19 protein-coding genes are annotated in these 22,336 nt (G+C 42.3%); 6 read left to right on the forward strand and 13 right to left on the reverse strand.

Translation table 11 applies throughout. The features are described from left to right. Positions 1 to 111: 111 nt before the first annotated feature. On the reverse strand, positions 112 to 1,026 hold the full coding sequence (locus AB5443_RS07440; RefSeq protein ID WP_073346277.1) for a cation diffusion facilitator family transporter: 915 nt from the start codon (positions 1,024 to 1,026) through the stop codon (positions 112 to 114). A 184-nt stretch (positions 1,027 to 1,210) separates the two neighbouring features. On the opposite strand from AB5443_RS07440, the gene AB5443_RS07445 reads away from it, so the two are divergent. Next, positions 1,211 to 3,517, forward strand: a complete 2,307-nt coding sequence (locus AB5443_RS07445) for a family 20 glycosylhydrolase (RefSeq protein WP_368114045.1) — start codon at positions 1,211 to 1,213, stop codon at positions 3,515 to 3,517. Positions 3,518 to 3,641: 124 nt separating this feature from the next. Here the strand turns inward: AB5443_RS07445 and AB5443_RS07450 are convergent, their stop codons facing one another. Further along, the gene (locus AB5443_RS07450; protein WP_368114044.1) at positions 3,642 to 4,415 is read right to left on the reverse strand and encodes a LuxR C-terminal-related transcriptional regulator; all 774 of its coding nucleotides are present in this window, start codon (positions 4,413 to 4,415) and stop codon (positions 3,642 to 3,644) included. Between the two features lie 86 nt (positions 4,416 to 4,501). Here AB5443_RS07450 and AB5443_RS07455 point away from each other — a divergent pair, with 86 nt between their 5' ends. Beyond that, on the forward strand, positions 4,502 to 5,581 hold the full coding sequence (locus AB5443_RS07455) for an acyltransferase (protein ID WP_368114043.1): 1,080 nt from the start codon (positions 4,502 to 4,504) through the stop codon (positions 5,579 to 5,581). 384 nt (positions 5,582 to 5,965) lie between these two features. On the opposite strand, the gene ccsA is transcribed toward AB5443_RS07455, so the two are convergent. The 7 genes from ccsA to AB5443_RS07490 all read right to left on the reverse strand — a co-directional run bounded on the left by ccsA (position 5,966) and on the right by AB5443_RS07490 (position 15,273). Then, on the reverse strand, positions 5,966 to 8,038 hold the full coding sequence (gene ccsA, locus AB5443_RS07460) for a cytochrome c biogenesis protein CcsA (protein ID WP_277131505.1): 2,073 nt from the start codon (positions 8,036 to 8,038) through the stop codon (positions 5,966 to 5,968). A gap of 21 nt (positions 8,039 to 8,059) precedes the next feature. Beyond that, a complete protein-coding gene (locus AB5443_RS07465) occupies positions 8,060 to 9,214 on the reverse strand; it encodes a Rid family hydrolase (RefSeq protein ID WP_277131502.1) in 1,155 nt (384 codons plus the stop codon). A gap of 21 nt (positions 9,215 to 9,235) precedes the next feature. Further along, the gene (locus AB5443_RS07470; RefSeq protein WP_073346267.1) at positions 9,236 to 9,946 is read right to left on the reverse strand and encodes a hypothetical protein; all 711 of its coding nucleotides are present in this window, start codon (positions 9,944 to 9,946) and stop codon (positions 9,236 to 9,238) included. A gap of 23 nt (positions 9,947 to 9,969) precedes the next feature. Next, positions 9,970 to 11,184: a porin gene (locus tag AB5443_RS07475; RefSeq protein ID WP_277131497.1), complete on the reverse strand. Its 1,215-nt coding sequence runs from the start codon at positions 11,182 to 11,184 to the stop codon at positions 9,970 to 9,972. 28 nt (positions 11,185 to 11,212) lie between these two features. Continuing rightward, complete coding sequence (locus AB5443_RS07480) at positions 11,213 to 12,643, reverse strand: di-heme oxidoredictase family protein (protein WP_073346264.1); 1,431 nt, start codon at positions 12,641 to 12,643, stop codon at positions 11,213 to 11,215. A gap of 108 nt (positions 12,644 to 12,751) precedes the next feature. Then, positions 12,752 to 13,903, reverse strand: coding sequence for an imelysin family protein (locus tag AB5443_RS07485; RefSeq protein ID WP_277131494.1), 1,152 nt, complete (start codon positions 13,901 to 13,903; stop codon positions 12,752 to 12,754). 29 nt (positions 13,904 to 13,932) lie between these two features. After that, the gene (locus AB5443_RS07490) at positions 13,933 to 15,273 is read right to left on the reverse strand and encodes a hypothetical protein (protein ID WP_277131492.1); all 1,341 of its coding nucleotides are present in this window, start codon (positions 15,271 to 15,273) and stop codon (positions 13,933 to 13,935) included. Positions 15,274 to 15,702: 429 nt separating this feature from the next. Between AB5443_RS07490 and AB5443_RS07495 the strand changes: the two genes are divergently transcribed. Both AB5443_RS07495 and AB5443_RS07500 read left to right on the forward strand, forming a co-directional pair. After that, positions 15,703 to 16,053, forward strand: a complete 351-nt coding sequence (locus tag AB5443_RS07495) for a hypothetical protein (RefSeq protein WP_277131489.1) — start codon at positions 15,703 to 15,705, stop codon at positions 16,051 to 16,053. A 111-nt stretch (positions 16,054 to 16,164) separates the two neighbouring features. Beyond that, positions 16,165 to 16,665 (forward strand): hypothetical protein, encoded by a 501-nt coding sequence (locus AB5443_RS07500; RefSeq protein WP_277131487.1) that lies wholly within the window; start codon positions 16,165 to 16,167, stop codon positions 16,663 to 16,665. A 301-nt stretch (positions 16,666 to 16,966) separates the two neighbouring features. Here AB5443_RS07500 and AB5443_RS07505 read toward each other — a convergent pair whose 3' ends face one another. The 4 genes from AB5443_RS07505 to AB5443_RS07520 all read right to left on the reverse strand — a co-directional run bounded on the left by AB5443_RS07505 (position 16,967) and on the right by AB5443_RS07520 (position 20,415). Next, on the reverse strand, positions 16,967 to 17,989 hold the full coding sequence (locus AB5443_RS07505) for a TQO small subunit DoxD (protein WP_277131486.1): 1,023 nt from the start codon (positions 17,987 to 17,989) through the stop codon (positions 16,967 to 16,969). A 156-nt stretch (positions 17,990 to 18,145) separates the two neighbouring features. Further along, positions 18,146 to 18,508 (reverse strand): DUF2023 family protein, encoded by a 363-nt coding sequence (locus AB5443_RS07510; RefSeq protein ID WP_044655700.1) that lies wholly within the window; start codon positions 18,506 to 18,508, stop codon positions 18,146 to 18,148. Positions 18,509 to 18,542: 34 nt separating this feature from the next. Further along, complete coding sequence (fldA, locus tag AB5443_RS07515) at positions 18,543 to 19,049, reverse strand: flavodoxin FldA (RefSeq protein WP_022137894.1); 507 nt, start codon at positions 19,047 to 19,049, stop codon at positions 18,543 to 18,545. A 190-nt stretch (positions 19,050 to 19,239) separates the two neighbouring features. Next, positions 19,240 to 20,415, reverse strand: coding sequence for a phosphoribosylaminoimidazolecarboxamide formyltransferase (locus tag AB5443_RS07520; protein ID WP_277131482.1), 1,176 nt, complete (start codon positions 20,413 to 20,415; stop codon positions 19,240 to 19,242). Positions 20,416 to 20,621: 206 nt separating this feature from the next. Here AB5443_RS07520 and AB5443_RS07525 point away from each other — a divergent pair, with 206 nt between their 5' ends. Both AB5443_RS07525 and AB5443_RS07530 read left to right on the forward strand, forming a co-directional pair. Continuing rightward, complete coding sequence (locus AB5443_RS07525) at positions 20,622 to 21,326, forward strand: hemerythrin domain-containing protein (protein ID WP_073346251.1); 705 nt, start codon at positions 20,622 to 20,624, stop codon at positions 21,324 to 21,326. Then, positions 21,316 to 21,927: a LuxR C-terminal-related transcriptional regulator gene (locus AB5443_RS07530; protein WP_277131479.1), complete on the forward strand. Its 612-nt coding sequence runs from the start codon at positions 21,316 to 21,318 to the stop codon at positions 21,925 to 21,927. The genes AB5443_RS07525 and AB5443_RS07530 overlap by 11 nt, the downstream gene beginning before the upstream one ends. The last annotated feature ends 409 nt before the right edge of the window (positions 21,928 to 22,336 follow it).

Here is a 22,336-nt window from a genome sequence, read left to right on the forward strand (position 1 = left end):
TGTAAACGATGAACGCAAAGTTAAGAAAAAGAAGCGGAATAGCTTTCCTTGCTGCCGAAGATTTATCAATCCATAATAAAAGGATTACCGGATAGTGCAACTTCCGGCAATTCAGACCATATCTTTATCTATACCGAATTTCTCATCCGTCTGACATTCCCCCGCAGGTTCCACATGCACCAGAATATCATAAACATTATCTACGGAGCTTTCGATACTTTTCTCCACCGCTCCGGCAATCTCATGTGCCTGCGTGATGGTTATCTGCGGATTCACCTCTATATCAAGTGTAATTATATACCGGTTTCCTATCATCCGCGACCTGACCCGATGCGGATTACTTGCCCCCGGCACTTTCTCGACAGCTTCGAATATCTTATTATATACATTGACATCCTTAACGCCATCCATAAGTTCCACATTCGAATCAATAAAGATTCCGATGGAAGATTTTATAATAAAGAGACTGATTATTAATCCTGTTATCGAGTCGAGTATAGGTAATTTGAATATAAAAGTAAAGAGCAAACCAATCAAGACCCCTGCCGAAATAACAACATCATTACGCATATTAATCGCGTTCGCCGTCAGCATGGAACTGTCTATTTTCTTTCCCTGCTTGTACTGGTACCAAGCCAGTAAGAGTTTACCGACAATAGAGAATATAGTCACATAAATGGCAATGGCGGATGGTATTTCTTTCACTTCATCCGAAAAGATGCTTTGAATAGATGACAGTAACATCTGCATACCGGCATAGAATATCACAAGCGATAGAATCTTGGTTGCGATACCCTCAGCCTTGTCATAGCCGAATACATACTTCTTTGAAGGCGGACGGCTGATGACACGTGCCGTAAATATCATAACGACAGAGATAATGACATCCGTCGCCGAGTCGATACCATCTCCAACTACGGCCAGACTTCCGGCCAACAAACCGATAATGATTTTTGATGCGGACAGGATTGCGTTGCCAATGGTGCTAATCCATGAGGTTTTGATTAAAATATTCTCTCTTGACATTTAAGCGGGTCTTTATCCTTATTTGTAGTGATAATTGGGTTCAAAGATAATCATTTATAGCAATTTGTGAACCCAAGACACAAAAAACTTTTCATTCCCTTTTAGTAGTTTGCCTGTTTTAGTTGTATTATATATAGATAGTCAATTAAAAACAGGACAATTAATTTATTAAATAGTTAACCTCATGTTCAAACAACTAAGTACCTCTCTACTGATTGTATCAGCTTGTGTATTTTCTGCTTGCACGCCTGCCGTCAAGCAAGAAATCGCAATTTTACCTACTCCCGTAAGTCTGACCGAGCAGTCAGGCGCTTTCGTTTTTAAGGATGAAATGAAGATAGGAGTTTCCGACCAGTCGCTATTTCCGGCAGTCGGATACCTGCAAGAGATTCTTCGAAATGTAGTGTCGTCTTCTGTGGAAGTCACTGCTGATAAAAATCAGGTAGATGTCTATTTTCAATTGGGGAATACCGATGGGAAGCCCGGCTCTTACAAGCTCCAGTCTACACCCGAATTTATTCAGGTGGAAGCCAATGACTATTCGGGCATTATTTCCGCCATTACCACTATCCGCCAGTTACTTCCCGCCGAAATAGAAATACAGGGTGTGAAGCAGACTTATTCCATTCCCGCCGTACAGATAGAAGATGCTCCCCGTTTTGAGTGGCGCGGATTTATGCTGGACGCTTCCCGCCATTTTTGGAATAAAGACGAAGTGAAGCACGTGTTGGACTTGATGTCCCTGTACAAACTGAACAAATTCCACTGGCATCTCACGGACGACCAGGGCTGGCGCATAGAGATTGAAAAATATCCGTTGCTGACTGAAAAAGGAGCATGGAGAAAATTCAATACGCACGACCGTACTTGCATGGCACGTGCGATAGAGGAAGATAACACTGATTTCCTGATTCCTGAAAATAAGATACGGATTGTGGAAGGTGACACGTTGTATGGCGGTTATTACACACATGATGATATCAAAGAGATAGTAGCTTACGCTGCGCAGAGAGGGATTGATGTAATACCCGAAGTTGATATGCCGGGGCATTTCCTGGCAGCTATCAGCCAGTATCCTGATTTAGCCTGTGACGGATTAATCGGATGGGGAGAGACATTCTCTTCTCCCATCTGCCCGGGCAAAGACGCGACTTTGGAATTCTGTCAGAATGTATTCAAGGAAGTTTTCGAACTTTTCCCTTATGAATATGTACATATGGGTGGAGACGAAGTGGAAAAGAACAACTGGAAGAAATGTCCCCGTTGCCAGAAACGTATCCGCACCGAGGGACTGGGTTCGGTGGAAGAACTTCAGGCATGGTTCGTACGTGATATGGAGAAATTCTTCCAGGCCAACGGAAAGAAACTCGTAGGCTGGGATGAAGTGGTGAAGGACGGATTATCTTCGGACGCTGCCATTACCTGGTGGAGAAGTTGGGCGAAAGAAGCGCTGCCTACGGCAACGGCGCAAAAGCAAAAAGTGATTGCTTGTCCGAATGAATATTTTTATTTCGACTATGCGCAAGACCAAAATTCGGTAAAGAAGATATTGGCATTCGACCCCTATGCGGACGACAGACTGTCGCAGGAACAGAAGGAATATATTTGGGGTGTGCAGGCCAATCTTTGGGCGGAATGGATTCCGACAATGAAGCGCATTGAATATCTGATTGTTCCCCGCATGATTGCATTGAGTGAAATAGCATGGGCGGAACCGGCAGCGAAACCGGAACTTGATGAATTTTACCGTCAGCTCGTTCCGCAATTCAAGCGTATGGATATCATGGGAGTGAATTACCGTATCCCCGATTTGCAGGGATTCTATAAGGTGAACGCGTTTATTGATGATGCTACGGTGAATTTAACTTGTCCGTTGCCTGGCACTGAAATCCGCTATACGACGGATGGAAGTATGCCTACCAGCAAATCGTCTCTATACAATGGTTCACTGAAAATAAAGGAAACGACAGACTTTGCTTTCCGTACTTTCCGTCCGGATGGTTCTCCTTCGGATGTAGCACGTACGAGATACGTCAAAGCTCCTTATGCGGAAGCAGTCACTGCTCCGGCTTCTTTGCAGCCCGGACTGAAGGCTGTATGGCACAACTTCCGTGGAAATCTCTGTGCGGATATTGACGCTGCTCCCGTAAGAGGAGAGTATGTCGTAGAATCCGTATCCATCCTCGAAGAAGTGAAAGGGGATATCGGACTGGTAATAACCGGTTATCTGGAAGTTCCCGCTGACGGTATTTATACATTTGCCCTTCTCTCGGACGATGGTAGCACATTGATGCTTGACGGTGAACTGCTGGGAGACAACGACGGCGCACATTCTCCGGTAGAAATTATCGTGCAGAAAGCATTGAAAGCCGGATTGCATCCGATGGAAGTACGTTACTTCGATTGCAACGGCGGTGTGCTGCAACTGGAATTAGTAAATGATAAAAATGAAAAGGAAGTTCTACCAAAAGAATGGTTGAAACATGAATAAACGTTCTCTATTAAAATCAGTTTTCATTAGGATTGTAATATTTAGGTCAAGTTTAGGTTAGGTCAGAAGCGGGTGAAAGTAGTGATACTTTTATCCGCTTTGTTCTATGAGGGATAGATGGATTTTACAATAGCTTCATTATTTCCGCTGTACGGATTGCTTCCAATGAATTGTCCACACTTAGTTTTTCCAGAATATTCTGCCGATGGCGGTTTACCGTATGAATACTGATACCCAGTCTGACCGAAATCTCCTTGCTGATAAAACCTTCTTTAATCAAATGCAGTATTTCTCTTTCACGGACAGAAAGAAGCGCGTAGCGTTCTTCGGATAAGGAAAGAACCATCACTTCGCCTGTCTCATTATTAGTGATTCTTGCCTGTATCCCTGAGCGTTCGCTCTGTTCCGGCGACAAGTCGTATTGGCATAATGCCAACCACATATTTCCGCAAGGCGAGTTCTGTAAGATTTGTGTCTGATTGGCTATATACTTGTATTCACCCTTCCCGTTTATCATTCGTATGCAGCAACTGGAACGGTATTTCAATCTCTCGTCTACGGGAAGTTCACATAAGAAACGGAAGAACTTTAATTCCAGCATCCGTTTATCCACTAAGTCTTCCGGGTGGATATGATGATATATACAGTCTTCGTCTACCGAATCAATGATTTCCTGTGATAAGTCTTCGGCAGATAGTCCGAGGAAGTCGCCGAATGATCCTATGGAGAAATAGCTTTTATCGGCAGCCAGGTCGGAAAGGACGGCACAGCCATTATTCACTTTTGTAAGAGAATGTATTAGCGTGTGGCACTCGTCTACCGTATCCTGGTTGAGTCGCGTATAGTCGAAATGCTGCGTAGCGAATGCTTCTTCAAGTTCTGTTTTTAATACGTCCATGTGTGTGGGGTATGGTTATATATCAGTATTGCACCGTAATTATTCGGTCTCTATCTTTGCGCAAATTTAATTAATTAGCTACTACTATGCAAATAAAAGATTCGAGTCAAGCTGAACGGATTGTATTTTTGGACTATCTCCGTGTGATTGCTTGCTTTATGGTTATTATGGTCCATTCCTGTGAGTTCTTCTTTATTGATGGTGATTCCATCGGGATACGTTCGGTATCCGATGGCTTTTGGGTGAGTGTGATTGACAGTGCTTTCCGTTCTTCTGTTCCTCTCTTCGTGATGGCTTCTTCTTACTTGCTTTTACCTATGAGGGGCAGTTCGCAGAACTTTTTTAAACGACGTTTTATCCGGGTTGTCGTTCCTTTTGCAGTATGGTCTTTGCTGTATGCCATCCTGCCTTGGTCGTGGGGAGATATTACCTATACCGACGTGCAGGCTAACTTGTTGCAACTGCTATGGAATTTTAATGGTGCGAGCGGTCATCTTTGGTTTATCTATATGCTTATCGGACTCTATATGTTTATGCCCGTTCTATCTCCCTGGTTGAAAGAGACGTCCAAGCGTGGCGAACAGGTCTTTTTGCTTGTATGGTTTCTCACTACTTTCTGGCATTATGGAAAACTGTTGGTAGGCGATGTATATGGTGAATGTTATTGGAATGAATTCCATACTTTCTGGTATTTCTCCGGGTTCATTGGTTATTTGGTACTGGCGCATTACATACGTACCTATATTAATTGGTCATTGAAGAAAAGTTTGCTTGTCGGTGTCAGCCTGTTCCTTATCGGTTATCTGTTTACCGCTATTGTATATTATCACCGTACTTTTACTGCTACTCAGTTGCAGGAACTGGAGTTGAGCTGGCGTTTCTGTTCTTTCAATGTGGTCTTTATGACTTTTGGTGCTTTTGTCATTATAAAAAAGATTTCTTTTGAAAAGGGGCGGATATACAATTTTATCCTTCAACTATCCAAGTTGAGCTATGGTATTTATCTGATGCACATATTCATTCTCGGTTTTAGTTATAAACTGCTGGAAGGATACTTTTCTACTCCGGTCACGATTCTGTTGGTGGGTACAAGTACATTCTGCGGATGCTGTATTTTAGCGAAGTTGTTGTCTTATCTGCCGGGCAGTAAGTACCTCGTGGGCTGATACACAGTCCGGGCATATTCTGTTTGCAGTCTGTCGGATTCAGGAGATGGACTGCAAGTATAACAAAACGTCCGGCTTTCACAAGCCGGACGTTTTTGCCTCTTTTAGAATATGTCATCTATTCATATCCCAAAATGAATACATTATATGGTTTTTTCAACTTAACAACCAAATAGAAGAAATGCGGGTGAATCACTTCGGCCGATTCCTATGTATTTTTAATGTGGCTACGTAATATAATTATGACTAATTAATTCAATTCTGATACTGCAAAGATAGGGGCTTTCCGTTGCTCCCGCAATCCCCTGAAGTGGGTATTCTAATAGGAATTAGTAACTATATATAGGGGGGCAGCTTTATTCCCGGAAAAAAACTGGATGCAAGTCAGCCATTTGCGTAACTATGCATTCCACCTAAGACATAGTTCACTCCAAAATAAGTCATCAGGACTGTGAGGAAAGCTATTATCATATAGATATGGAAGAATAAAGGTTTGCGGAAGAAACGAAGGCTTTGTGAGTGGAAAGCAGCTCCATACACAAGGAAAGTTATTAATGCCCATACTTCTTTCGGATCCCATGCCCAATAGCGTCCCCAGGATACATTTGCCCAAACTGCTCCGAGGAAGATTCCCGCACCTAGGAAGAACACGGCAGGGTAGAGCAACAGGCGGCTGAGTATAGTCAACTGTTCCACCCGTTCATCTTGCCTGTGATGACATAAGGCCAATATTCCATTCAGCATGATGAAAGCAAACAGCGCATAGGACATCATAATCAATGAAACATGGATGCTTAACCACGGGGAGACAAGTACCGGCATCAAAGGGGTTATTTGGGGATTCATTTGCCCTAGGTAAGAAACCAATAGGGCGAAGCCGGAAAGCAGGAATCCGAATGGAAGCATAAACGGGAATTTCCGGTGGAGCAGACAGGCTAGCAGGAGAATACAAAGTGCCATAAACTGCATGGTCTCATAACCGTTGCTGAGCGGGATTCGTCCGCCGATATACCAACGCAGGCAATATCCTGCCAGATGAAAGATAAAGGCAGCATAGAGCACAATAGAAAAGGAAGTCTTTGCTATCCGTGAAACTTTCTGTGCTTTCGGTGAAAGCGTATTTTTCCGCAGGCTGTTATAAAGTAAAAGCAGAAAAGCCAATATTCCTGCTGTCAGATTCACCATAAAGAGAATCTTGCTGAACGGAATATGATTGTAGAGCAGTTCGGCTTTCACTTGCCGTTCAGAAAGAGGTTGTACACTGCCGTCCACAGGCAACGGATGAATGAATGTTCCTTTTTCCAGCATAAGAATCAAGCCTGCTTTTTCATCTGTTTCCTGAATGGCTTTCGCCAGTTTACTTTGTTTTCCCTGTTCATGTTGCCAGTGTTTCTGCAAGCGGTAGACGGAACCGTCAAACAAATCGGTTAAGCGCGCATAGGATGTTGGCAGGTTGAGCAGATGCCGTAGTTCCGCGTTTTTTATGTAGATTAACGGTTCGTTTCTCCACACTTCGGGATAGAGCAGCCAGCCGCCTATAATCTGTTCGGGTGTCAGTCCTTTGTATGAGGTTTCCCCTGTCAGTTTCTGAATAAAGTCACGGGCTAATGTATTGAAAGGTACTACCCGGTCATGATAAATCACTTGTTCCCGTGCCAGGCTATCGGCTTGCACCCGCTTTAATGCAGGAAGCAGCTTTGGGGGCGCTTGTGTTTGTGCCCGCGTTGTGCCTGTAAGACAGAGAAGAAACAAGATGAATACACTTCCTTTCCTTAATAAAGGATGATTCAGCAGGTGGCGGAATTCACCGCTGCGGGAAAATAGTAGCCAAAGCATGGAGATTCCCAGTAAAATATACCCTGCATACGTCACACCTGTGCCCCATGGATCGTAATTCACACTCAACCAGCTTCCCTGTTGGTCTTCATCGAAAGAAGACTGATAGAAGCGGAAGCCTTGTGCGGTGAATATCCGGTTCATTGAAATCCGTTCGTGTGATGAAAAGTTCTTTTGACCGGTAGTGGAGTAGGTGATATAGCTGACATAATCTGACGGAGCTTCCGTCCCCGGATAATATTCGATACGGAAGCTGTCCAGTTGCATGCTGAATGGCAAGTCTATATTTCTTCCGCTTTCCGGCTCTTGGAAACTGTTCACTGTTGTGCCGGGAACTAAATGTATATATCCCTTTTCGCTGCTCATAAATGTAATCATGGCTCCCACCAAGATAACGAGAAGGGAGCCATGAAACAACAATATGGGAAACCGTCGCCACAAAGCGCGTCGGATGAGAGCAACGAGTGCTATTACAGCTATTACTCCCCATAAACAACAAAACCAACTTGTATGATATATATTTCTTTCTACAAAATTTGTCCCATTCGCCTGTTCTATAAAAGTAGCTACAGCGAGTAGTCCCACCAGGCAGATGTATAAAATGATAAGTAACTTTTTCAACAGTACAATCTTTTAATGATATTAAAATGGAGCGTACTCCTTGTTCTTACAGTCTTTCACTCCCATGCACTCCATCTCTATCAACCATCCGGGACGGCATACCGGAGCATGAACAAAGACTTTAGGTATATATGGGAAACGTTTGTCATACATTCCTTTGACGATAGTATAGTCTGCAATATCACGCAGATATACAATCATATGTCCCACGTCGTCGAAGGTGCAGTCCGCTTCGTTCAGCAGTGTTTCTACATTTTCCCACATCCGTTCCGTTTGTTTGCGGATGTCGCCGGGATGTACTACCTCGCCTTTATTATTGATGCTTGCCGTCCCGGAGATAAATACCTGGCGACGGTCGGCATAATCCACATACGTACCACGCTCAAAGCTGACACCGTATTCATAGGTAGGATTGAGGTGGGTAGGGGCATAGAGGAAATGAATCTGTTCCGGTTTTACTCCGGACACTGCGTATGTATCCATCTGTACGAGTACTTTCGGATCGGCATGGCGACCGCCGATACCTGTGCTGGAGATATAATGTGTCTTTTCCGTCAGGTTTTGGGTGACGAAAACTTCATTGCGTGCTTTCACTACTCCGGCATAGTTTACGTCTACATTTTGAACGAAGAACCATGTGCGGATACAATGTTCTGCCAATGTGCAGCCTTGTTCCATCAGTTGCATCACATAATCGTTCAGCAGCAGGCGGGTTTGATATTCCGGATTAGCTGCACGATTGAATGCGCTGCCGCCCCAAAAGTGGCGGTAGGTACTGTGTTTCACTTCAAAAAGACCGTTGTGCAGGACTTGTGTCTGTACGTCGGTCAGCAGGTAAACCCATAACGCGATTTTTGTTCCGTCCAATGGCGGTTGCTCCACAATAGAGAGTGCGTAGCCCGAACCTTCGGTCGTTACTGCCAGTAGCGTGTCTGTCTGGTTGGCGGCATCGCTCAGGAAGTAACGTTTGAAAATGGCAACTGCTCCTTTCAGTTCTTTTGCAAGTAAATCATCGTAAGTATTCAGTACAGCGTTGAGTTGGTTTTCGTATGTATCTTCCGGTTGGGTGGAATGAATCATGATGTGATACTCCGAAGGGCCTTCTGCTGCCTTATATTTGAAAATTTCAGTTAGAGTCTTTTCAGACTGAATGTTCTGTTGTTCTTTGTTGTTCATATTCATTTTATAAATAACTATTTATTCTTGTGCACCGTTGTCAATCCAGTCGTCGATAAGAGTCAGAATGTTCGGCTCGGTTATCATATTGGAATGATTGGTTTTCCAACCTGTCGTATTCAGGATTTGATGCAGTACACTTTCTTCTGCGCTGCCGGCTTTCACCCGCAGCAGTCCGGTTACTACCGACGAAGAGTGCCCTACTAAATTCTGATAACTGTTTCCTTCCAATAAGCTCAATCCTGCTGCGGCACTGGTTGCTATTCCGTGACAGCCTATACAGCCTTTATCGAAAACATTTTGCTGGATAGCGTTGTACATGCTTACATTCACGGTACCTGCATCCATACGTATGGTATCGTCGATTGCTGTAAGGTCGTCCATCGACTGGAAACTGATAATCCGCTTTCTCAATTTATTGATAATGCATAATTCGACAGTACTCACCTCATCACTGATGCCTGTCATAGTTACCTGAATCTTATCACCTTCGATAGCCGGAACCGGGATTGTTTTTGTGACAACGGCATACTCACTCTCATCGCCGAAGCCTGCCACTACTATACTATAACTATCGGGCCATTTACTGATACCGTTGATTATTCCACTCATCTTCAGCGTGCGTCCCTCTTCTGATATAATACCTGTCTTTTCGTAAACAGGTCCGTCGTCACAAGAAGAAAGCCCTGCGAATAACAGTAGACAAGTCCCCAAAAGAATATATTTTTTCATAAACAAATCCTTTCCTGTTCTATTTAGAATGTGTACTGAAGTAAGATGGTGGCGGAATGTGTAGCCAGGCCCAAATCGTCGTTGTCACGGTCGAGTTGGGTATCATGTCCTTTGCGGGCGATATACTGGTACATAGCCTGTAATTTCAGATTGCAATTTCTGAAGAAATAATTCATACCTACGGCGGGCATATTCAGGAAACCGTTGGTGTCCATTCCGTTACGGTTGAAGAAATCATAACGTGCAGCAGCCTGCAAGCGTGGAGCTACAAAGTAACCGCCTTGTACGTAACCGCCCAGGTAATTGTATGATTCGGAAATCTTCTGTCTTTTGGTGAAACCTACATTCATGTAATACATTTCAGCTCCCAGGTAAAGTTTGTTCTTCAGCATCGCGAACTCCAGTCCGGCGCGGTAGTCATTGGTACTTTCGTTTTCACTCTCCATATTGATAGATGTAGAAATACCGAACATGATTTTATCTTCATTCAATCGGTTCGGATTTCCCTGCGTAGCAGGCATCACGCCTTTTGGCATATATGTGAAACGTCCGGCATATAGCAAAGACGGAATGTGCCAGTCGTCACTGAATGTTTTTGTAGCTGTATTCACCGAAGCTCCCGTACCGTTGAACAAGCCGATTTCGTATCCGAACTTGTCGGCTATCAGACCGTGAATTTCTACACCCAAGTCGAATCCGGTACCAATATTCGGTGTTACCGCATTCAAGGAATAGGGAAGAATGACGGGGGCAGTCAGTGATACAGGCAAACTAGGCATCATTGTTTCTCCCAATGTTGTCAGGTAAGCGTGTGAGAAAGGCGTCTTAAACTTACCTACCCGGATGGCAAACTGTTTCTTCAGTTGGACATCAAACCAGGCTTGTTGGAGCAATGCTCCGCCACTGGCTGCGGCATTGATGGAAAGGTTGAAAGTTACTTTGTCGAAAGCTTTTCCTGTGAAACCGAGTACGGCATAAGGAACGGAGAAGCCGGAATTGGCTATGTTGTCCTGATTGTATGCCTTGTCCAGTCCTTCATCGTCATACCAGTTGAAGTTTCCACAAGTCTGCACAAGCAGATAAGGTTTGAAAACGAAATCGCCTTTCTTGGTTCCGATAGTGAATCCTTCTCTTCCAGCCAATGATACTACACCATTTTCCGTATCTTCTTCATGTTGTGCCATAGCAACTAAAGGCATCATGGCAAACAACATGGCAATGATTATAAATCTCTTCATAATTATTTGGTATATACTACTTTTTACTTTAAAGTGAATTTAAAAATGCGAGTAATGCGTCGCGATCCTCTTTACTCATGTTCTTGAACAGGTTCTTTGATGCTTCTCCTTCTCCGCCATGCCACATGATGGCTTCCGTCAGATTGCGGGCACGTCCGTCGTGCAGGAAATAAGTATGTCCGTTCACCTTTTCTTGCAGACCGATTCCCCAAAGCGGAGTGGTACGCCATTCGTTTCCACGAGCCAGACCGCTTACATAGTTGTCATTCAGGCCGACTCCCATAATCTCGGAACCCATGTCGTGCAACAGATAATCGGAATAGGGATGAATCGTCTGACCGCCCAGCCACGGGAGTTGGGTATTGTTCAATAAGACAGTGCCGCGCTTCTTTGTGTGAAGGGTGCTTACATGGCAAAGATGGCATTTGGCTTTATAGAAGTTTTGTTCCCCTTTGATTACATGCGGGTCATTTACATTACGCCGGGCAGGAACGCCAAGACTCTGCATGTAGAGGTCTACATTCTCCATTTCTTCCGTACTGACATCCAGTTGATCGTAAGAAAGTCCCATCATACTGCCTTGGTTGACTTGTATTTGTCCTTCGCAGATTTCTTCTGGGTAGCGGCTGTTCGTTATTCCCATATCACTGGAGAAGCCTAACTCTACCGTCAAGTCGGCATGTTGGGCCTTATTTCCGGACAGTCCCAGACATTTGACCCCGCGCTCCATGATATAGTTGCATCGTCCGCTGATTCCATATTCGGGATAATTGCTTCTTGCTGCGAGTGCTTCAATCTCGATAGGGTCTAAAGCCATCATCTGCCCCATGCCTACGTGGCGTAGGGGGATACGTACGGTACAGAACAAATCTTCCGGTTTGATTTCTTCGGCATACCATTCGGAGATAGTATAATTCGGTTTGCAGAGTGTGTACGTTTCACCGTCAGGGAAAGAAAAGTCCTCGTAGGTGTATTCTACGGATAGTTTACCTTCCGGTTGTACTCCGTAGATTGCCTGATCGTGAAGTACACGCCCATAGTCTTGGAAGAAAGCTCCGTTTTTACGGGATATGTAGATGAGCATGGAAGAGAATCCATAACTTCCCGAACCGCCTTCCGTCCATAGGGATGGTTTGGTACGTCCGGCATTCCGGTGACAACTACCACACGAATAGCCGGCATAGACGGGACCCAGTCCGCCGCCATGACCGTTGTTACTTGTACGCACGTCATCATAAAGCCTGTCTCCGCGGGTGAAACGGATGTCATAAGCTCCTGTTATCCAGTCTGCGGGAGTATCATAGGCTACGGATGAGCTTAGGAAAATAGTGGATGTACCGGCGGATAGGGCATATCCTTCCGGGATTTCTATATCCAGTACATCAATTCCGTCGTCGTCGCAGGCCGCACACGTCAGCAGACAAAAGATAGAAAATGAATATTTTAGAAAGTGATTCATTGTTTATTGACTTAATTTCAATAATATGTTTTTAACATACCAAAGAAGTAAAGGGAGATTTCGGTATCCCGCCTTTACTTCTCAATACTATCTTAGTAAGATAAATCTTTACTGTACTTTACGAGGTACACCGTTTTTGTAGAGTAAGAACTCCAGTGTATGGAAACCACGTACGTTCTGAGCTGATTCAACGGCAGCATCGTCATCATCATCGCTCCATTCCAGATCGCTCCAACTTTGAGAGTTCAGAATCTGTACGATTGCATTTTGGTCCAAAGGCCAGCTATCCATGTTGGGGTCAAGTCCCATTTCGTCTACCGGACCGAACAGGAATGCTTCGCTTTTTTCCCAAGGTTCACGTGCGGTGATCCAGGCAGCACAAGCAGTTTCAAATGCTTTGTTCGATGGATTGTCTGCAAGTGCTATCACTGCATTGTATAATGCATCATTTTTTTCTTTCAGATTTTTGTAAGTCGGTACTACTACTGCATCGACATAGCGTGTTACTACAGGATTAAGTACTGCATCGCTGTTGATACCGTTATTATTATTCGAAATATAGGACTTCAAGTCATTTTTCAATACGCTTTCCAAATCTGCGCAAGCATTCATTGCCACTACTGTTTCATCACTGGCAATGTGATTACGGAAAGGCTGCGGAATATCTTGAATGGCTTCTGCGGCTGCTTTTATAGCATTTTTTATTTTGGTGTCTAGTGTCGGGTTAACACCAGCAATCACTGTTGCCAGAGAGTTGGTATTGATACTACCGTCCAAAGAACCATAATAAGCATTTCGGATCGAATAGATGTTATTGGTATAGTCATCACGAGAGTGCCAGCTATACCAGGACTCTACAGCATATAATGCTTCTTCTGTGTTTCCGGCTTTGTACAAGTTGTATGGATCACCGATCTTGGCAGTACCTACCTCGTTGGCAATTTCCGCGCATTTGTCTACGATTTCTTCTACGCAACTCAGAGCGCTTGCATAAGCTGAACTATTATGTGCTTTGAAAAGATCGGCATAGCTTGTTCCGCCTTTATAACTTGAATTCCATGCATCATAAAGATTGGTTGCATCTGTTTTCAGGAGAGCTGCAACGTTTCTCATGTAATTATGCCAGCTTGAAGCATTTTCAGAGGTGTAGTCGATATTTGCAGGATCCACTATCGGATTGTCATCATCACTACTACAAGAAGTTGCTGTAAATGCCAGTCCCGCTATCAGGGCTGCAACATAAAAGAATTTTGTTTTCATCTTATCTAAATTAAATAATTAATTATTTGTTATTTCTTGATAAACCATCCTATATAGGCTATTCCGATAGAAAATTCGTTTTCACTGTTGTAGGCTTTGGATACGCCGAAAATCTTGTTTGTTCCGATTTGACGTGTCGCATAGTCCGCCTTTACTACCAGATTGGGCAAAGCATACCAGTTCAAACCTGCTGTCCACATACTTACCTGACAGCGTTTTTCCATTGTCTGACCTTTTTCTCCCTTTTCTTGTGGATTATAGTATTCGTAACGGGCAAATGGATAGATTACCGGAATTTTCTTGCTGCCACCGAATACTGAACGGATATTGATACCGGCTTCAGCTGCATAACTTATCGCATTCTTAGCTACCGGAGCCAAACGGCTGTAAGGCGATTTATTCGATAACTTGACATTTGCCTGGCTTACTCCTGAAGAGTTTCCTAAATTCCCATACACAACGTTACCGCGTGCTATTACGTATTTATTGCGATACTGTGCGTCTGCCGTATAGATACGCACCGGAATCTTTCCGTAGCTTGAATAAGTCTGTTCCTTGTCTGAATTGGAACCTGCATCTGCGCAATAATAGAAGGATGCGCCTACACGCAATCCCGGAACTCCTTTATAATCCAAACGGAATACATAGGCGGGAGAAGTAAAGTTGTCTTCTTCAAAGATTCCCTGTTTACCACTGCCTACCCATGTGTTACGGTCGAAGCCGTTGGGATTCAGACCCGCTACGACCATAGCCTGATAATCGAAACTTGCATAACCTTTTCCGAAGGAACCGAAGATTTCAAGTCCGTTCTCATGCCAGGTAGAGGGCAGGAGGGTGGTTTCACCTTCCGGGCGCGAAGTTCCGAAGAAATTAACCGGCTCATGGTGGGCATTGGTCAAGCCCACCGGGACGATGATATGTCCGGCACGTACATTGATAGACCGATGAATCAGGCGTGTGATGTGAAATTGTTCAATAGCCACTTCACCACCTTTTTCTACTTCGGTTTCGTATTCACCATTTTCTGTATTTTCCAATTCGAAAGCAGTACCTGTTCCACCGGATTCAAACTCAATCTCAGCACCGAGTATCCATTTGGAATTGAATTTGTAATCAAAGGCTACAACAAAACGGGGAATGGAGATTGTGTTCCTGTTTTTCTTAGGATTACCGTCGTTGCCGCCATAAAAGCGGTTGATACCGTAGTCTTTGAAGTTTGCGACCATTTCACCATATCCCCCAAAGCGGAATTTAGTATATTCTTCCGTAGAAGAAGATTTACTGTCTTTAGAATTATCTGTTGTTTCCTGCGCTGAAAGTGTGAGAGAAGAGAGGAAACAAAGAATAACGATTGCAGTTATTTTTCTCATCTTTTTAATAATTTTATCGACTGCAAAGTTAGGTGGTGTTAAAAAATGTGGCAATACCTATTAGTAGGCATAGTTGTTTCTTAAATTCAATATATGTAGGTAATTTTAAGCTAAAACGGGTGGATTTAGGGAATGAATGGGAAAGAAAATTAACAAAGGTGCATATCAGTAAGCATATATTTGAGGTATGCAGGTTAGCCTTTGGTATTTATACATTTTTTGAGACTCTTATTAAGGATGTTTACTGCATAAAGTAAAATCAGTAAATATTGTAATTTGTAGGTATATGATCAATCGTAAATTTTTTCGTCTTGTTTGTAATAAATAAGTTTAAATGTCGACATATATAGAAAATGGAGAGTGCGTAGCTGAATTTTCTGTTTGTTCTGTCGACATTAATATCTATAAACTAATTTAATACAATATGTTATGAAACGAATATTATTCCTGATGTTGATAAGTTTGATGAGTTTCAATCTTATGGCATTTACATCTGAAGTGAAAACTGTCAAACTTGAAGACGGTGAAGTAATCAATACCCGTATCTGTTTGCCAGACAACGACGTCGCAACTATTGTTTTTTGTATTTCGGGGACAGGGCCGAGTACCTATTTGACAAAACGTCCGACGTTTAATTATAATGACGAATTGGCTAAGGGCTTTTGTGAACAGGGACTTGCTTTTTTTACTTATGACAGACGCGGGTGTAAAACCGGAGAGAAGCCGCCGTTCTTTGTAGAAGTGGATTCGGTGAAATATGCTAAATATGGACCGTTGTAGGAAGCAGAAGATATAGAAGTGATGATTTTGTCACTTTTTAAAGACCGGAGATTTAAGAAATGTAAGATAATACTATATGGAATAAGTGAAGGGACTATAATTGCTCCAATCGTGGTTGAAAGAGGAAATGTCAAAATTGATGCCTTGCTATTGCATGGTTATGCACATGACAATATGTTTGATATTATAAAATGGCAGAATGAAGGATATGGAGTAATGAACATGGTTAATGCTGTTTTTGACCGGAATGGGGATAAGGCAATTAGTTTCGAAGAATATGAGAATACGGATAAACAAGTGCTTGCCTGTAAATCACAGCTATTTCAGAATGCACCGTTCGAATCGTTGGATGTTGTAAAAGATAGTCTTATTGATATTCGTGACATTAGGAGAATGCGAGCTCCTTTTCATGATTATTTAATGAAATGTGTAACAGAAAATAATTGGGCATGGATAAAAAGTAACTACTTTAATGTTATGTCTCAATGGTTTAAGGAGCATTTCTGTCTGGAACCTAACAAGACTAGACTTTTAAGAATAAATATTCCTATATATGTGTTTCATGGGAAAGATGATGCTAATGTTCCTGTAGAAAGTGTGTTGGATTTGTAAGCACGGTTCGATGTATGTAATAAAACAAACTTGACTGTATATGTTTTTGAGAAACACAATCATGACTTGAACTTTTTGGATTGGTTGTCCGATAAAAAATGGTCTGAAGGGTATAAGACGATATTTAGAGTTGCAAAGAATATATAAATTCATTCTAAATCAAAAAGATAGCCTTCAGAACTATGAGGAAAGCTGTTGAATTGAATATAAAAGGAAGTTCATACAATGAATAACGGCACATATTAGTCTGCTATTTTCATCTAATATGCGCCGTTCTATTATTAAAATCGTTTGTTTTGATTTAGTTGACAATCATATCTTGCTTCCATACAGTTCCACTGATGTCAGTCAAAATTAGTTCATACTGACCTTCAGGCAAGTTCTTCAGCATATTGTCTGTGATGTTTAGAGTTGCTTTGCTGCCTAGTGGAATAATAAGACTGTGCTTGCCCGGAGCCACTTTGGCTACATAATCATTCTTTATATCGGTAAGCGGGAATTGTGACAGTTCTTCTCCATTCTTTTGAATCACGACTTTGGCATTGGCATCTTTTAGCGTAATACCTATAAGGAAAGAACCGTATACGTCGGCACCTTCTACACGATATACTTTAAAGGAGAGAGTCCCATTATCAATCTTTGCATCCGAGAGTTCGATTTTGGGTTTTACGGATTTGTTATGTAACGGCCCCCATACACCATTATGAAAAGCCTGATTGGTGTATAGCGCAAGTATGAACAATACGACTGCACCGCTGATTGCCACTTTACTAAATCGTTTGATAGACAACGGAAGTTCACCGGAAGTGATCCATACCAACCATTTGTTTTTGGGCAACTTGGATTGTAACAGATAATCCAAAGAATATTTGCTGCCACCGGAAAGGAAGATAGTAAATCCCGCCGATACGCCTAAAATACCTATTTGCCATTCATCGAGACAGGTAGTTCCCAACCAGCCGGAGCCTAACAGGATGCCGAATGCAAGGCTGAATACACCAATGCTCATCAATCTTGTAAAGAAGCCGAACATATACAATAATCCGACTATACCTTCGACGATGGTGAAGATGATCATTGCCCACCAAAGTAAATCGGGAGTGCTGACAAGATATTCAATGATAGGTTTGATTCCTAGTGAGTTAGAAAGGAAGTGATTAAACTTTTCTCCGATGTATCCGGCAGAATCCGGGATGAGTTTGTTTTCGAGGACAAGTCTTCGCCAAAAGGCTGAAAAATAAGTCCAGCCGACAATAAGTCGTAACGAAAGGGTGAAAATACCGGCCAGTGTGTAGGCGGTGAGTTGTTCTTGTTGTTGCTTCATTGCAATGTTTGATTTGGTTGTAATTGAGGGAATCGTTTCTTGTATAACAAGTTTCCATTGGAAAATGTTCTGATGGATACCTGTTTTTTTAAAGAAACGATTCCACTCAAGACAAACCACATACAAACAAAGCTAAACTTATGTTAAGGTTATCGCTTACACTGCAATCTTTATACCTTCTTTTTTACTGCAATACCGTTTGCATTGCTGGCAAAGGTCATATCCCAGCATGGCTCCCAAAATAAAATCTTCTTCGGCGGTCAGCTGATTCAAAGGGCGAATGATGATATGCCGCATAGCTTCCATACATTCGGGCTTTCCAAAAAATAGGTTGATTTTATTGGTACCTACTTCTTGTATCATATAACTGATTTTTTGATTTTTCAACCGGCGGATGGCAAACTCTTCGTGCTCTCTGCTCATTGTATAAAGTACCATATTGCGTACGCCTTTCTTAAACTCATAAATGTGATTAAGGAAAATCCTGATTTCACCGGGAATGATTCTTTCAGTAGCCATGATGCAAAGTATTCTTTAATATATAAAGGTAAAGTTAACTGATTTCTTGTTTCACTTGTTCTGCCCATGCACTGATACGCTCGTCTGTCAGGTTGTCTTCGTTAACTTCATCAAGCGGAAGCCCTGCGAACTTACCGTCCACAACAGCGATGGAAGCGTCGAACGTATATCCTGCCGTATCTACCGAACCGCAGAACTTGCAACGGGTATCTTTCAAATCTTCATAAAGAATTCCTATTGCGTCACAGAATGTATCTGCATAAGAATCCGAATCACCGCAACCGAACAAGGCTACATATTTGTGAGACAAATCACATTTCTTTAAAACTTTCACACCGTCATACCAGTCGTCCTGAAGTTCGCCTGCTCCCCATGTGGAAGAACCAAGTACTAACACATCATATTCATTTACTAATGCTTCTGTAAGTTTGGATACATCAAATACATGTTCCGAAGAAACATCCAATTTCTCTGCAATTCGACGGGCAAGGTCTTCTGTTGTTCCGGTAGTGGAACCGTAAAATACTCCAATTTTATTCATCTTGATTTTGTTTTAAATGTAATGCCGCAAAGATAGGGTGTCCTTTAGAAATAGGAAATCCCCATTTATAATGGAATAACAGTCTCATACTCATTATAAATGGGGATATGTAAAATAAGAAGTTAACTTTAACATTGGTAAAAGTTGGGATTAACAACTGTAAATCTTCACTTTTATAGGGGATGCTTTTTTAATGGTGGAACAAGCGGATACCCGTAAATGCCATTGCCATATTATACTTGTCGCAAGTGCTGATAACATGGTCGTCACGAACAGAACCGCCCGGTTGCGCAATGTAACTGACACCGCTTTTGTGTGCTCTCTCTATATTATCTCCAAACGGGAAGAAAGCATCCGAGCCTAAAGCTACCCCAGTCATGGTATCCAACCAGGCGCGTTTTTCTTCGTGAGTCAGGACTTCCGGCTTTTCAGTAAAGAACTGTTGCCAAATACCGTCTGCCAATACGTCTTCATGGTCTTCTGAAATATATACGTCGATGGTATTGTCACGGTCGGCACGACGGATTTTGTCAATCCATGGCAGGTTCATCACTTTCGGGTGTTGGCGTAAATACCAGATATCAGCTTTGTTGCCCGCCAGACGCGTGCAATGAATACGGGATTGCTGACCTGCGCCGATACCGATTGCCTGTCCGTCTTTTGCATAGCAAACGGAGTTGGACTGCGTATATTTCAAAGTGATTAAGGCAATAATCAAATCACGTTTGGCATCAGCCGGAATTTCTTTGTTGGCTGTGGGCATCTCTTTCAGAAGACTTTCATCAATTTTCAGTTCGTTTCTTCCCTGTTCGAAAGTCACGCCGAAAACATCTTTGTGTTCGATAGGAGCAGGACAATAAGCAGGATTCATCTTGATAACATTATAGGTGCCTTTTCTTTTATTCTTCAGAATTTCCAAGGCTTCGGGAGTATAATCCGGTGCAATAACACCGTCAGACACTTCACGGTTGATGATACGTGCTGTTTCTTCATCACAAGTATCGGACAATGCGATAAAATCCCCGTAAGACGACATTCGGTCTGCGCCACGTGCACGTGCGTATGCTGTTGCCAATGGCGACAGTTTCACGTCATCCACGAAATAAATCTTTTTCAGTGTATCGCTCATTTCCACTGCAACGGCAGCGCCGGCCGGACTGACATGCTTGAAGGAAGCGGCAGCCGGTAGTCCGGTAGCTTCTTTCAGTTCTTTTACTAACTGCCAACTGTTGAATGCATCCAGCAGATTGATGTAACCGGGACGTCCGTTCAGTACTTCGATAGGGAGTTCGCCTTCTTTCATGAAGATACGGGCAGGCTTTTGGTTAGGGTTGCAGCCGTATTTCAATTCGAGTTCGTTTGCCATTTTATTAATTATTACGAGTTATTAATTACAAATTGATAGCGACAAAATTACTAAAAAAAGAGATGCTCGCCTATACTTGGGACACAAAATAGTAGCATATAATTGGTATTTAGCAATTTGTAAAGAATCAAAATACCTATAAATGATGATTGTATATCCGTGAAATATTCCGTTTCTTTGCAGTCTCTAATATAAAGTAGGTATCGATGGATAATTTACAAAAATATAAATCAACTGACAAGATGATTGATCTTATCAGTGACGACTATTCTTTATTGCAAGTGATGAGCCGCTTCGGGCTGTCATTAGGTTTCGGAGATAAAACAGTAAAAGAGGTCTGTGAACAGAACGGAGTAGACTGCCAGACTTTTTTAATTGTGGTCAATTTCATAGCTGAAGGCTTTTCACGGCTGAATGGTGATAAGGATAATATTTCCATACCGGGATTGATAGACTACCTGCGACAAGCGCATAGTTACTTCCTTGATTTTTCTCTTCCTGCCATACGGCGTAAGCTGATTGAGGCTATCGACTGCTCACAGGATGACGTCGCTTTTCTTATTCTGAGGTTTTTCGATGAATATACACGTGAAGTACGTAAGCACATGGATTATGAAGAGAAAACCGTATTCAAGTATGTCGATGCGTTGATTGCGGGGAATGCTCCGAAGAATTATCAAATCAGTACATTCTCCAAGCATCATGACCAGGTAGGAGAGAAGTTGACGGAACTGAAGAATATTATTATTAAATATTGTCCTGCCAAGGCCAATGAGAATCTTTTAAATGCCGCTCTTTTCGATATTTATGCTTGCGAGGCCGGTTTGGAATCTCATTGTAAGGTAGAAGATTATATTTTTGTTCCTGCTATTCTGAACTTGGAAAGGAGGATTAGAGAAAATGAAAAATAATGAAGTTATCCGAATTGCGATTGCCGAAACATCTGTGATTATTCGTGGCGGATTGACTGCCGCTTTGAAACGTCTTTCTAATGTAAAAGTACAGCCCATTGAATTGCTTTCTGTTGAGGCATTAAATGATTGTGTCCGGACGCAGTATCCTGATATGCTGATTGTCAATCCGGCTTTTGGTGATTATTTTGATGTGGGTAAGTTCCGGGAAGAAACATCCGGCAAAAGAATACGTGTGATAGCTTTGGTTACTTCCTTTGTAGACGCTTCTTTGTTGAGCAAGTACGATGAGTCTATTTCTATCTTTGATGACTTGGAAATTCTTTCCAAGAAGATTGCAGGTTTGCTGAATATGGCTTCTGAGGAAGAAGAAACTGATAGTCAGGATGCACTCAGCCAACGGGAGAGAGAAATTGTAATCTGTGTGGTGAAAGGAATGACGAATAAGGAAATTGCGGAAAAACTGTTTTTGTCCATTCACACAGTCATCACTCACAGGAGAAATATTAGCAAAAAATTGCAAATACACAGTGCTGCCGGTCTGACTATCTATGCTATTGTAAATAAGCTGGTTGCGCTGAGTGATGTGAAAGATTTATAGTCTAATGAAATGTTATTAAATATAAAACCGTTTGCGCACACGGAAATTATTCGTACCTTTGCAGTGCAGTTGGGAAATTGCTATTAGTTTATAAGGTAAAAGAAAATATGAAGGTATTAGATTAGACAATAAATTTAAGGTATTAAAGTTTTTAGTTCAGTAGGAAAGTTTTTAATAGAAGGTAAAAGGATAACAATAGGTAAGAAGTTTTAGGGTAAAAAGAAGATTAGTTTTCAGGAAAAAAGAGGTAAGGAAAAGAAAAGCCTTTAAGGCTTTTCTGATGTGAGGCGGGTGGTTCCATAGAGGAATTAACTCGTTTTTTTATTTTGAAATAAACCTGCGTATACATATCTTGGTCTTGTTGGGATTATAAAATATCATTTAAAAACAAAATCCCGACGAAATCGCT

The organism is Bacteroides sp. RTP21281st1_H5_RTP21281_210402, assembly GCF_040918965.1.
GTDB classification, from domain to species: Bacteria; Bacteroidota; Bacteroidia; order Bacteroidales; family Bacteroidaceae; genus Bacteroides; species Bacteroides congonensis.